This is a genomic window from Streptomyces sp. NPDC057543 (assembly GCF_042801895.1).
Classification (GTDB): Bacteria; Actinomycetota; Actinomycetes; order Streptomycetales; family Streptomycetaceae; genus Streptomyces.
Window position 1 is genome coordinate 1 of the sequence record NZ_JBHVFF010000264.1, and the last position, 12,429, is coordinate 12,429.

A 12,429-nucleotide genomic window follows, 5' to 3' on the forward strand; every position below is an offset into this window, starting at 1 on the left:
GCCGGAATTGAGTCGAGGTGTACTCGCTGCCGCGATCGCTGTGGATTACGCAGCCCGGCTCCAGGTTCCCCCGGCCGTGGGCCATGTCCAAGGCGGCCTACCTGCCGACGGCCGAGGGCTGGCTCTACCTCGCCAGCGAGAGCGTCCGTGCAGTAGCTGACGTCATCTATGCATTCCGAAGATCCGTCCGCGATGCGGCACGTTGCCCAACCGGCTCCACTGAGCTCCCAGCTGAACTGGAGACTCGGCATTTGTTCCTCTCCCCGTGATCGTCTACGGAGACGGTACAGCCAAGGTCGGCGGAGTCTTAATGGGCGAGTCAAGCGCCGGTGGTTGCGCTCAGTAGCCGAAGAAGTGATACGCCGGGTTCCCAGCCTGCGGTTACGTAATCGATCAACGCTGTGACCTGCTGCTGAGCTGTCGGCAGTTGTCAGCGTTGGCCATCATTGAGCGCCCTTCCACGGCCCCGAGACTGCTCCGGGAGGGCGCTCCGTGGTGCGATGGCAGAAGAGTCACGGGTCCCTGGCCGCCAGACTCGGCGGACTCGTAGTCTCCAGGCCATGGAATGGACAGCGTTGGTCGCCACAGTGGTGGGTGCGGTTGTCGGGGTGGGCAGCACGCTCGCCACAGACCGAGTGCGTTGGCGAAGAGACACAGGCGAGCGGGACAGAGAGACCCTGCGTACGGTGTCTGCCCAGTTCCTGGAGGCCCTGACTGAGGCGCGCGACGCCATAAGCGATGCCAGCCGATCGGAGCACCTACCAGGGGATGAACGGGCCCAGCTCGCTCGCGCCAGCATCCTGGCCCACGGCGTGCACTCGAAGCAGTACCAACTGGAGCTACTGGCCACACCGGAGGTGGCCCGGTCCGCCAGGGATGCCGCCTACCAACTGCTGCTCTACCGGGACGCGGTGGTCGCCGGACATCTGCGTGACGATCCTGAGTGCACACAGGTACGGCGCGCCTTCCGGGAGGCCCGCCAGAAGCTCATGGCTGCCATGCGGTCTTCACTGGCTCGCCCCTGAGAGCCTTCGACCGCAGATTCCCGCCCTGCCCTGGCACACGTGTGGCTCCTTGTCCTTGAGCCTGAGATCGCCGACACGTGTGGGACGACGTCGACGGACTGTGCCGCTCCCGGCAATGTGCGTCGCTCCGCTTCGCTGGCACCGAATGCGGCAGGTTGACGCCAAGGCTCGTGCGGGGGAGTCGTGGCAGGAAGGTGGCCACGTGTTCGTCACTCGGACCGGTCGCCCGGTCAAGCCGCGGAACGTCTACCGCTCCTTCACTCACGTTGCCGAATCCGCCGGCCTCCGGGTGATCAGGTTGCACGATGCCCGGCATGGCTGCGCGACTCTGTTGACCGCGGCCGGTGTCGCTCCCCGCGTGGTGATGGAGATCCTCGGGCACAGCCAGATCAGCATCAACATGGATGTCTATACGCACGTCGTCCAGGACACGCAGCGTGAGGCGATCAGCCACATGGACCGGCTGCTCGAGAAGCGTCCCGGCCGTGAGTGACCGTCGCCGTTGATGTCATCTGTGGATGTCAAAGGCCACCTAGGAACGTTCCCAGGTGGCCTTTGCGCTTGTGCCCCCGGCAGGATTCGAACGAGTAATAGTCAAGACTTGTGGATCGCGATCAGGGGGGTCGCGTGCCGCCTTCGAGGCACCGCCATCGAGACAGACCCGATGCCGCATGCCCGACCGGATGTTGGCTGCCGCTTATCAGATCGCGGGGTCGTCGGCGTGCGCAGGTACGGCGCACGGACGCAGGACCATGAGCGAGTCTTCCAAGGCTGCCACCATGGCAAAGGGGAACCGGTCGAGCTCAAGGCAGAGTGCAACGTCGTCAGGGTGCACTCCCTGACGCACCCCCTCCGCAAGCTCGGCAGCGGCGCGCGACTTGGCAGCTCGGCGGAGGAACACAGAAGCGTCCGCCTCGGCGCCGGCCGACCTGCAAGCGATATATTCAGCGCACGCCAAATCTTCATCGGCCTGTCCGTCTTCGCCGGTGACCACGAACGACATTGTCGGTCTTGCGTGTCCGCAAGAGCCGAGCGGTCGCCTCCGCCACCACGAAGCTGGCGCACAGCACCAACGGTGCATCCTTCACGGCAAGGGCGCCGACCGTCCCCGCGGTGGTCTTCTGCACAACGGTCCGTCCGCGAAGGTCAGCCGCCCGCAGCGTGCCTGGAGAGTTGACCATGTCGAACCCAGCCGCGGGCGGTCCGTCTTTGAGTGCCACCCAATCCGGGTGGCGGGTCTTCAGCGCCAGAGCGTCGTCCAGTGACTCGGAAAGAACGATCTTTTCCGCCCCCTGGGCAAAGGCCCAGGCAGCCACGGTGAAAGTACGCATGACGTCGACCACGACCGCCACGGACGGGACCTCGACCAGCTCAGCGATACTGACGAAACGAGCGTCCATTCCGATCATGCTGGCGTAGTCTACTCAGGCCGCTTGCGTCTCGGTGCGTTCGACCAGTCGGCCGTTTTCGAAGCGTGCGCCCGCGCGCACCAGTGGCACGAGCTGGGCGCCGGTGATCGCGCGCCAGCAGGTCTGGGCGGACTCGACGAGCTTGAACATCATGGCCAGTGCAGCGGCCGGGCTGCCGGCCCCGCGGGTAACCTTCGTCCTCAGCTTGACCGTGGAGAACGTCGACTCGATGGGATTCGTGGTCCGCAGGTGAACCCAGTGCTCCGCCGGGAAGTCGTAGAACGCCAGGAGCTCCTCCCGGTCGTCGGTGATCTTCGCGACGGCCTTGGGCCACTTGGTGCCGTAGGTGCGGGCGAAGGCCTCGATCGCCTTCTCGGCATGGGCCCGGTTCTCGGCGTTGTAGATCTCCTGCATGGCCTTCGTCGCGCCCAGCTGTGCTGATTTCGGAAGTGAGTTCGCGACATTTGGGGCCTTGTGGACCCAGCAGCGTTGATGCCGGGCGGTGGGGAACACCTCGGCCAGGGCCTTCCACGGGCCCATCGCGCCGTCGCCGATGACCAGCTCTGGGTCGCGCATGCCGCGGCGGCGGCAGTCGCGCAGCAGGTCGGCCCAGGACTCGGTGCTCTCACGCAGGCCCTCGGCCAGCGCGATCAGCTCTTTGGTGCCGTCCAGGCGGACGCCGAGCAGGACCAGGACACACGAGTGCGCCTGGCCGAGCCGGATCTTGGGGTGCACGCCGTCGGCCCAGACGTAGACGAAGTCGCGGTCGGACAGGTCGCGGTCCTGGAAGGCAGCGTGGTCGTCCTGCCACTGCTTCGTCAGCCGGGTCACGGTCGCGGGCGACAGGCCGGCCGTGCCGCCGAGGAACTGCTCCAGCGCGGGCACAAAGTCGCCTGACGACAGTCCGTGCAGGTAGAGCAGCGGCAGCACTTCGGAGATCTTCGGGGACTTGCGGCACCATGGGGCCAGGATCTTCGAGGAGAACCGCTTGCGCTCGCCGGTGGCCCCGTCGACGCGACGGTCGTTCACTCGGGGTGCGGTGACCTCGACCGGGCCAGCCGCGGTGACGATGATCCGGGACCGGTGGCGGCCATTGCGGACCACCAGGCGCCGGCCCTGCTCGTCGGTCTCAGCCGCCAACTCGGCTATGTACTGGTTGACTTCCGCCTCCAGCGCGGCGGCCAGCATCCGTCGGGCGCCCTCTCGCACAATCTCGTCGATCAAGGAGCCGGTCTGGGTGAAACCGTCGTCAGTGACTACGCTCAGCACGGGCGTGCCTTCCCGACCCGCGCGCCAACGCGGGCCTACTCGGTGACCATCACAGGATCAATCGGGAAGGTACGCCCTCCGCGTCCCTCCGGGAACTGATCCACAAGTCCTGAGCATTGCTCGATTCGAACCTGCGACACCCGCTTTAGGAGAGGCCCTATAACCTGCCCTGTCTGTGTTGATCTTCCCCCGGATTCACCGTTCTGGCTGGTCAGCGCGGTCCAGCCTTCCGTCCCCGTCGGATCGTTCCCGGCCTTTACTCGGCCTTCCGTTCCCCTGACGTTCCCCATGTGGGCCCCCGGACCTGTGGGAACGGAGGTCGGGGGAGTCGGCTGAGGTCAGCCGCGGCCGTCGAAGCGGTGAGCACCGCAGAACCCTTGGGGGCGACAAAGGCCCCGCCCCCATCAGGGGATCGGGGCCCTCGGCCGTCTGCGCGGGCCGTTCGTAGCCGCTGGTCACAGGCTACTGGTCCGGCTGGTGCGCTCGCGGTGTCCGGCCTCGATCTGCGCCTTGCTCATCGTCGAGGTGTGCCGGTCGATCGCCCCAGCCAGCTCGGGGAAGTCGCGCAGGCTCTCCCGGTACTGGGCGGGCCGGATGCCCTCGAAGAGGTTCTCCGGTCGGTTGATCGCGGTCATGGGACCACCGTCCTTTCTGGATTCCTCCAGTTCGGCGGTGGTGCGGGAGACGGTGCCGGCCAGCGCGTCGATCCGGTCGCGCTCGGCGAGGAGCCGGCGGTGGTGACCGCGCAGCGCCTCCACCTCATCGACCTGCAAGGCCAGAATCCGCCCGATCTCGGGCAGACCCAGGCCCAGCGCCCGCAGCACGAGGATCTGTTGCAGCCGGAGCAGCTCGCCCTCCCCGTAGCAGCGGTGGCCGTTGGAACCGGTCCCCGCGGGCGTCAGCAGGCCGATCTCGTCGTAGTGCCGCAGCGTTCGAGCCGTCACACCGGACATCCGGGCGACCTCCGCGATCGGCCAGACCATCGCCGCCTCCCCTCACGATCACCTCACCAGCTGCCGCTGCGGCAACCGCAACCCCGGAGCCCAGAAGCCCCGCGACCCGGCCCGTGATCACCGCCAGCGGCCCTGGATCACCGCACCTGGACGCGCACCGTGTGCGTGGCGCCGCGGCTCCGGCTGAGGTCGCCGAAGGTCACGGTCACCGACGAACCGGTCCGGACGTCGGTGACGGTCGCCGCCTTGGACAGGACGGACTTGACGGGCCGCTGCCAGGTGAGGGTGAGGCCGGTGACGGTGCGGGACGGGTCGGAGACACAGATCGTGGCGGTGCCGTCGCGCTTCTCGTGGATCTGCGCACAGACCGGCGCACTCGCCGTGACCTTGCCCGCCGTGCCCGCCGCCCAGAAGTTGACGCCGGTGAAGCCGAGGGAGGGAACTCTGATGCCGGTGCGCCCGGCGTCGTTGGCGAGGATCTGCAGCCAGCCGGTGTCCGCGGCACGGTCGGCGGTGCGCTTGCTGCTCGCGCCCGGCAACAGGATGTACGCGTACGAGCTGTTCGCCGGATCGGTGCCGTGATCCTTCCAAAGGGTCATGTACCGGCGGGTGTTGGGCGTGGCCGTACCGTCGTCGTTGATGTCCTTCCAGGCGCCGGTGCGCTCCTCGCGCAGCGCGTGCAGTTCGGTGCCGCCGGGGAAGACGTACCCGGCGTGCCGGTCGAGGTGGGCCCAGGTGGTGGTGCGGGTGGTGGTCCAGCCCTGGGTGGCGGGCTGGGCCACGCCGTCGAGCAGCAGCTGCTGTGTGCCGCTCGCGCCGAGGCAGCGGTTGTCGACGACCGTCTCGACGCCCGCGCCGTCGGCGGAGGTGATGCCGGAGCCGAGGCAGACCACGCAGTCGTCGAGCCAGAACCACGACTTGCGGGCGTGCATCGTGCTCGCCAGGCCCTGGAGGTGCTGGCCGGTGGTGCCGAATTCGCCGTCGCCGGTGCCGCCGACCCACTTCGTGCCCGGCTTCGGGTTGGCCCAGGCGCCACCCTGCCCGTCGGCGAGCTTCTTCCGGGAGACGGTAATGCCGGGCAGCCGGTACGGGTCGACGGTCGGCCAGTACGCGTCCGAGTACTGCTCCAGACCCGCGCCGTCGCCCCACCACTGGAGCCAGCCCGCGCCGGTGTGCCAGCCGCGCTTGTTCTCCCCGTTGCCGAACTCGTAGTGGGCGATCCGATCGGAGGCCATCGAGAGACCGGCACCCCAGCCGCGGCGGCGGTGGGTGGTCCGGTCCATGTTGTGGAAGGAGCGGTGCGCGGCCGGTTCCGGTGACGTGGTGACGGTCGTGTCATCCAACAGGGTTTGCAACCGGGCAGTGTTGACCAGGCTCAGGGAGCCGGCCCTGAGCGCCGGGGCGTAGTAGTCGCGTTGCAGCCAGCCCTTGACCATGGCGCGCCAGCGGGCGTTCTCCTCGGGGCCGGCGCCCATGCCGAGCAGCACGATGGAGGCCATCACGCCGTGGGCGCGGGTGTGGTCGCTGGCCCCGACGCGGGTGATGCCGCGGCCCGAGACGTTGTCCATCATCAGGCCGTCGTAGATGAATGGGGCGATGGCCGCGTCGATGGTGTCCAGGAACTGCCGGCTGCCCGGATCGGTGATCTCCCAGGTCGAACCGCGCAGCAGGGCGAAGAGCCGGCCCAGCCCGTCGTTGAGGACCGCGCCGTAGCCACCGATGTACGGGATGGAGGTGTGCTGGACGAAGGAGCCGTCCGGGTAGAAGCCGTCGCCGGTCGTGACGTACGGGAAGACCGGCGAGAGCGCGGCGACCGCCAGCGCGATCTTGGCTGTATTGGCACCAACGATGCCGCGCAGGATCATGCCGCGGCACAGGTCGACGCGGTTGGCGCCGGTGCTGGTGCCGGTGTACGAGCCGACGGCGGAGTCGGGCAGGAACTTGTCCACAGCGTTGCAGTAGTTGGCACGTTGGGCGTCCGACAGGGCGTCGTACAGCAGCACGCAGGTGTCCATGAGGGCCTGGGGCGCGCCGATCTGCCAGTTCCACCAGTTCCCGTAACGGGCGGTCGTCTCGTTGAAGACGTCGGCGTACAGGTGGTCGAGGCCGGTGATGACCGCGTCCCTGAGATCGGTGTCGCCGGTGACCCCGGTGCCGGGCTGGGAGTATGCCTCCGCCATGGTGCGCAGCCGGTTGTAGCCGGTGTTCATGTTGGCGGAGAAGTTGAACGACTCGGTGTCGGTGTCCGGTTCGGGGTCGAGATAGACCAGGTCCGGCCAGAGGGAGCCGCGCGCGGGGGCCATCGTGGAACGGTAACCGGTTGCCTGGGCGCCGAGGTCGGCGAGCTTGGACTTGAAGGGCTCAGCGGTCGGGCTGAAACCGGTTCCCAGGTACAGATCGCGCCACTTCGCACGCAGGGCGGCGAACTCGTCGGCGGCGTCGGCCGCGGTGGTGGAGGCGGCGGATGCAGGGAGGGCGGCGGGGGCGGAGGCGGACGCGGCGGTCGGCAGGCCGAGGGCGAGCGCCGCACCGCCGCCCGTGGCCAGCAGGGCGCGACGGGACCAGGCAGTTGTCATCGAAGCTCCGGGGGAGAGTGAGCCAGTGCGGGAATGCCAGCGTAGTAAGCGTTTTCTAGCATGGGGGCGTTGAGGTACTCAAGGGGTCGCCCGGGTCGCCGTACGGCCCGGCGGGGGCGAGTCCACCCGGGGCGGTCCGCGCCGGCGGAAGCCGTTTGCTTGGTGGGCCGGGGGGTGGAAGTGGGTAACCGGCTGCCGGTGTAAGGGAGTTCAGCGAGCCGGTACGGGGGGAAGTTGGTATCGTCGCCGACGGTGACCAGCAGAACTGCGGCGGTCCTGACGCCGACGCCGGGCACCCTTCAGGGGTGCGGCCCGGCCACGTGTGGGCCGAGCCGCACGGCTGGCATGGGTCAGGACGTGGCGGGCTTCGGCTTGGCCGGGGCGCGCTTGCGGGTGGGGCTCGGCGGCGGGGTCGGCCTTGGTGCGGCGGGTCCGCTTGGCGGCGGGCTTGGGCTCCGGCTGGGGCTGGGGCTGTTCGTCGATGCCGGTTCTGGCACAGGTTCTGTGATGTCGTCGCGCTGAGTGATCAGTCCTCTTGGATAAATTCAGAGCGCTGGGGTCAGGGTGCTCGTATGATCGCGGGCGGGATGGGGCTCGTAGCGCAGCGGTTGTCGCGCCTTCACCGCATGTGGGAGGACGCCGGTTCGAATCCGGCCAGCCCCATCCCACTCTGGCTCATGCCAGCAGGACGCGATTCCGTAGGAGTTGGAAGCCCGCGCGCCCGAACATCTGGCGCTTGAACATCTTGATCCTGTTGACGTGTCCTTCGACAACGCCCGAATTCCAGGGCAGGGTCAGGCCAGCAATGACAGCATCACGGTCGCGTTCCAGCCCTGCGGCGAGGGTGTGGAGGCTGGGAAGGTCGTCCTGTCGGACGGCGTCAAGCCAGTCCGGCAGGCGTTCGCCCTGGCGCTCGGTCAGCATGGTCGCGAAGGACCGAACGTGGCGGCTGAGGGCGGCGATCTCAGGACAGTTGGTCCAGACGTTCTTGAGCTGAAGCTGTTCGGACTCGGTGAGGGCCTCGGGGCGGCGGAGGATCCATCCGGCAACCGAGCGGGGCGAGGGCGGCCGGGCCGTCACCGGCCGCGGTGATGTCCGCTTGAGGTGCAGGTAGGCGCGGACGCGCCCGTAGCTCCCCTGGTAGCCGAGGGGAACGATCTCCTCCCACAGTTTCCAGGCATTGGTGCAGCCCTCGCTCCAACGGTCGTCAAGGTATGGCTTGTACTCGTCCAGGACGGAGGTCCGGTTCTGCCACTGACCGGTAAAGAGGTCTTCCGGCCGTGCGGCGTCGGCGAAACGCTGGACGGTGCCATAGGTCATGCCGAGCTGCCGCTGGATCGAGCGCCGGCTGTGCCCGGCCTCGATCAGGGCGTGGATCGTGGCGTGCCTGGCCCTGGTGCGGTCGGCAAATCGGCTGCTGGTCGTCCACGGTGAGGTCGCGGACTCAGCTGCCGCATCTGGTTCTGCCTCGGGTTGCGGGACGGTGGGAACGAGAACGTTCAGGCAGCGGCGGTGCTGGGAGACGCTTCGTTCGGCGGCTTCGCTGAGGTTGTGCCAGAGATGCCATCGGTCGGCGACCTGGACCGCCTGGGGCGCACCGGCGCTGGCACCCTCGGCGAAGAACGGAGCCCGGTCCCGGCCACCTCGATCCCCGGCCGCTTGGCCAGCCAGGCCGCGAGGCTGGCCGCTTCCCGGTCAGGCAGCAGGTCGACCGGCCGGCGGGTCTCGACATCGACCAAGACGGTTCCGTAGTGCCGGCCTTTGCGGGTGGCGTACTCGTCGACACCGACCACCCGCGGGGTGGGCGGCTGCGGTTCTGGCAGTTCGTCGACAAGTCGCAGGATCGTGCTCCGACTGACGCCGACGCCGAGCACCTGGGCCATGCGGGTTCCGGCTCGACCGGCCAAGGCCAGCCCGATGTCGGACAGCGTCGAGCGAAGGCGTTCGGTCCGCTGGCCGTGACGCCGGGGCATCCCTGGTATCTGCTCGACGAATGTCCGGCGCCTACAGGACGCATTCGGACAGGCAAATCGCCGAACCCTCAATCGGAGCACCACGTTTCTGCCACCGCTCGGCACGTCAGTGGGAAACCGCAAGTAGGAGCCATGAACACGGCCCGACCACGTCCCGCACAACGGACATGACGCTCCTGCCGTCGTACACCGGACATCAACGCGCACTATCGCGATGCTCACGTCCAGCGACAGCACTACCACGTCCGCTACCGACGGGAACAACAGATCCTTCAGCCGAACCGCAAGGTCATCCACGGCCCGGAACTGTCAGCCCAGCCACCCGGACGGGCAGCCTTTTTTTCGGGCAACCTTGAGGATCCTCTCTCCGCCCGCTCCGTCACTCACCGTGGCCAGACCACAGGACGGGTCTGTCAATCGAGCGGTGTATCGAGGGTGGTTGGGGTTACTGACGGGCTGCGGTGAGCCGGTCGTCGAAGGTGATGTCGAAGGCGTTCAGGGCGGTCTTCCAGCGCATGGTCCAGCGGGCCTGACCTCGGCCGGTGGGGTCCAGGGGCATGACCGCCATGTAGACGCACTTCAGGGCGGCGGTCTCGTTGGGGAAGTGTCCGTGGGCCTTGACCGCCCGGCGGATCCGCGCGTTCACCGATTCGATCGCGTTCGTCGTGCAGACGATGCGGCGGATCTCGGTGTCGAAGCGGAGGAACGGGGTGAATTCCTCCCAGGCGTTCTCCCAGAGCCTCACGATCGCCGGATACTTCCTGCCCCAGGCGTTGGCGAACTCGGCGAACCGGTCGAGGGCAGCCTCCTCGGTCGGCGCCGTGTAGACGGGCTTGAGGAGCTTGGCGATCTTGTCCCAGTCCTGGCGGGCGGCATAGCGGAAGGAGTTCCGCAGCAGGTGAAGCCGTAAGGAATCAAGGTGTCGCTTCCAGGGATGCGTCTCGTTGATCTGGTATGGCGATTTCGGAGGGGGATCTCGGGCAGCTCGCTGTCCGGTTCGAGGTACTGCTGCCACACCTGGACGAACGACAGCGGCGTCTACTGATGGGGTCCGAGGCGAGGCTGCTGGGGCATGGGGGCGTTCGGGCCGTTGCACGGGTCACGGGGGCCAGCGAGACTACGGTTCGCCGGGGTGTCTTCGAGCTGGAGGCCGGCGAAGGCGTGGTAGCCGCGGGGCGGATTCGGCGGCCGGGCGGCGGCCGCAAGCGAGCCGAGGAGCTGGACCCGGAACTGGTGCCCGCGTTGATGGCACTGGTGGAGCCGGATGAGCGGGGCGATCCGATGTCTCCGCTGCGGTGGACGACGAAGTCCCTGCGCAATCTGGCGGACGAGTTGACCCGGCGGGGACATCCGGTCTCCGCGATGACGGTGGGACGACTGCTGAAGCACAACGGGTTCTCCCTCCAGGCCCAGGCCAAGACGCTGGAGGGTAAGCAACACCCCGACCGCGACGCCCAGTTCCGCTATATCAACGGGCAGGCCAAGCAGCACCTGGCCGAGGGCGAGCCGGTCATCAGCGTGGACACGAAGAAGAAGGAGATGGTCGGCCGGCTGCCCAACCCGGGCCGTCAGTGGCGCCCGAAGGGCGACCCGGTCCAGGTTGATGACCACAGCTTCTTCTCCGGGCCTACGGGCGAAGCCGCGATTCCGTACGGGATCTACGATCTTGCGGCAGACACCGGCTGGGTCAACGTCGGCACCGACCACGACACTTCGGTCTTCGCGGTCGCCTCCATCCGCCGCTGGTGGCAGGCCCGAGGCCGACACGACTACCCGCGGGCCGCCAGGCTGCTGATCACCGCCGACGCCGGTGGTTCCAACGGCTACCGCTACCGGCTCTGGAGAGCGGAGCTGGCTAAGCTCGCCTTCGAGACGGGTCTGACGATCACCGTCTGTCACTTCCCACCCGGCACCCAATGCCGTTGCTTGACTACTGAACTATCGCGGGGTGCAGCGTGATGACTTTGGCTGTGACCTGTCGTGTCGGCCGCCGGTCGCGGGTGTTGATCCGGTAGGAGAGCTTCGAGGAGTACTTCGAGTCCGGGCGCTTCAGATGCCGGTCCGCCTCCCGCAGGCGCCTGGCGCCGTTGTCGAGCTTCCGGTGAACCTTCGCTGCCAGCACTACCAAGAACTCTTTGATCTTCGTGGGCGTGTCCGTGCACTGGCGGACCACGCTGCGCCGTGCGTGCTTGAGGACCTTGACGAAGGAGACCCGGTCCGGATCGATCCTGTTGTCGTCGGCCAGAGCGATGATGACCTGCGTGAGGCAGTGGTGTACGACCAGATGTGCCCAGACCTCCTGGCGCACCAGATCCGGGTCGCCTGAACGCAGGACCTCGGCCGGCCCACGCTGGAAGGTCTTGATCTGCCGGAATGCCGACTCCGCCTCCCACCTCGAGTGGTAGATTCCCGCCAACTCCGCCGCCGGATAAGCAATTGGGTCCACCAGATCGGTCAACAGCCTGACCACTTCGCCGCTGTCGACGCGGTACTCGATCACGCGGACCAGCACTCCGCCGGGATGCGCGCCTTTCTGCCCGGCCAGGTTCATCCTTGCCAGGTAGGTCCCGTCGGGCAGGTGCTCGACCGGGCGAGCCGCGACGCTCGAGCGTGCCCGGATCAACAGATGGGCACCGGCCCCGGTATATGCCTTCCATAACGCAACCCCGGGAAAGCCCCGGTCCATGATGGCCAGCATCCCGGCGGCTGAGTCGGCCATTTTGATCGCCAGCTCCGGCTCGCCGCCGTTGAACCCGCCCACCGCCGCGTCAATCTGCGCATGTGTGCCGCACTCGGTCAGCGTCACGACCCGCGCCTGCGGGAAACCCGCAGGCTGGCCGTTCTTGACCGGCCCGCCGAACGCGGCCCGATTGGCCGTCGTATCCGGCACGTCCAGCACGAACCCGTCCACTGCGGCCAGCCGCATCCCGCGATAGAAGGCGCTCTTCAAACCGACGGCAGCCAGCGGGCCAGCCAGCTCGCGGAACAACGTCTCCAAGACCCGCGGTCCCAGACGCCTGCGCGCCCGCGTGAACGAAGACTTGTTGGGAATACTCTCGCTCAACTCCTGGATGCTGCTCTCTGTGTCGTTGATGGTGTCCGGGCTACTGTCATCTGTACGACCGTCTAACTGATCGTTTCAGAATGAGATCGGTGTGTTGGCTTGGCAGTTGGGTGTTGTGTCGGCAGGATCTTCCGGGTGTCTGCTGATCTCGTGCCCGATG

Annotated in this window: 6 protein-coding genes, 1 tRNA gene and 6 pseudogenes; 4 read left to right on the top strand and 9 right to left on the bottom strand. The window is 67.6% G+C overall.

Annotation, left to right across the window (positions count from 1 at the left end; translation table 11 throughout):
• The first annotated feature begins 686 nt into the window (after window positions 1–686).
• Both ACFU8Q_RS32320 and ACFU8Q_RS32325 read left to right on the top strand, forming a co-directional pair.
• Window positions 687–1,025, top strand: a complete 339-nt coding sequence (locus ACFU8Q_RS32320; protein ID WP_384460882.1) for a hypothetical protein — start codon at window positions 687–689, stop codon at window positions 1,023–1,025.
• 85 nt (window positions 1,026–1,110) lie between these two features.
• Window positions 1,111–1,518 (top strand): annotated as a pseudogene (locus ACFU8Q_RS32325) (tyrosine-type recombinase/integrase); the annotation flags it as partial.
• A 207-nt stretch (window positions 1,519–1,725) separates the two neighbouring features.
• On the opposite strand, the pseudogene ACFU8Q_RS32330 reads toward ACFU8Q_RS32325, so the two are convergent.
• From ACFU8Q_RS32330 to ACFU8Q_RS32345, 4 genes and pseudogenes are all read right to left on the bottom strand, one after another.
• Window positions 1,726–2,425, bottom strand: a pseudogene (locus ACFU8Q_RS32330) (2-phosphosulfolactate phosphatase).
• A 24-nt stretch (window positions 2,426–2,449) separates the two neighbouring features.
• On the bottom strand, window positions 2,450–3,703 hold the full coding sequence (locus ACFU8Q_RS32335; RefSeq protein WP_384460884.1) for an IS256 family transposase: 1,254 nt from the start codon (window positions 3,701–3,703) through the stop codon (window positions 2,450–2,452).
• A 470-nt stretch (window positions 3,704–4,173) separates the two neighbouring features.
• A pseudogene (locus tag ACFU8Q_RS32340) lies at window positions 4,174–4,686 on the bottom strand (MerR family transcriptional regulator); the annotation flags it as partial.
• A 107-nt stretch (window positions 4,687–4,793) separates the two neighbouring features.
• Complete coding sequence (locus ACFU8Q_RS32345; RefSeq protein ID WP_384460887.1) at window positions 4,794–7,232, bottom strand: polysaccharide lyase 8 family protein; 2,439 nt, start codon at window positions 7,230–7,232, stop codon at window positions 4,794–4,796.
• A 589-nt stretch (window positions 7,233–7,821) separates the two neighbouring features.
• On the opposite strand from ACFU8Q_RS32345, the gene ACFU8Q_RS32350 reads away from it, so the two are divergent.
• Window positions 7,822–7,895 (top strand) — tRNA-Ala (locus tag ACFU8Q_RS32350).
• A gap of 12 nt (window positions 7,896–7,907) precedes the next feature.
• On the opposite strand, the gene ACFU8Q_RS32355 is transcribed toward ACFU8Q_RS32350, so the two are convergent.
• The 4 genes and pseudogenes from ACFU8Q_RS32355 to ACFU8Q_RS32370 all read right to left on the bottom strand — a co-directional run.
• Window positions 7,908–8,552, bottom strand: a complete 645-nt coding sequence (locus tag ACFU8Q_RS32355) for a transposase (protein WP_384460890.1) — start codon at window positions 8,550–8,552, stop codon at window positions 7,908–7,910.
• Window positions 8,553–8,731: 179 nt separating this feature from the next.
• A complete protein-coding gene (locus ACFU8Q_RS32360) occupies window positions 8,732–9,115 on the bottom strand; it encodes a transposase (protein WP_384460894.1) in 384 nt (127 codons plus the stop codon).
• 192 nt (window positions 9,116–9,307) lie between these two features.
• A pseudogene (locus ACFU8Q_RS32365) lies at window positions 9,308–9,502 on the bottom strand (ISL3 family transposase); the annotation flags it as partial.
• 148 nt (window positions 9,503–9,650) lie between these two features.
• A pseudogene (locus tag ACFU8Q_RS32370) lies at window positions 9,651–10,109 on the bottom strand (transposase); the annotation flags it as partial.
• 50 nt (window positions 10,110–10,159) lie between these two features.
• On the opposite strand from ACFU8Q_RS32370, the pseudogene ACFU8Q_RS32375 reads away from it, so the two are divergent.
• Window positions 10,160–11,119 (top strand): annotated as a pseudogene (locus ACFU8Q_RS32375) (ISAzo13 family transposase); the annotation flags it as partial.
• 16 nt (window positions 11,120–11,135) lie between these two features.
• On the opposite strand, the gene ACFU8Q_RS32380 reads toward ACFU8Q_RS32375, so the two are convergent.
• Complete coding sequence (locus ACFU8Q_RS32380) at window positions 11,136–12,299, bottom strand: IS4 family transposase (protein ID WP_384460896.1); 1,164 nt, start codon at window positions 12,297–12,299, stop codon at window positions 11,136–11,138.
• Window positions 12,300–12,429 lie beyond the last annotated feature (130 nt).

Coding starts and splice junctions, on each gene's coding strand:
- ACFU8Q_RS32360 (WP_384460894.1), bottom strand. CDS start 9,115: ATGGCCCAGGTGCTCGGCGTCGGCGTCAGTCGGAGCACGATCCTGCGA.
- ACFU8Q_RS32345 (WP_384460887.1), bottom strand. CDS start 7,232: ATGACAACTGCCTGGTCCCGTCGCGCCCTGCTGGCCACGGGCGGCGGT.
- ACFU8Q_RS32355 (WP_384460890.1), bottom strand. CDS start 8,552: ATGACCTATGGCACCGTCCAGCGTTTCGCCGACGCCGCACGGCCGGAA.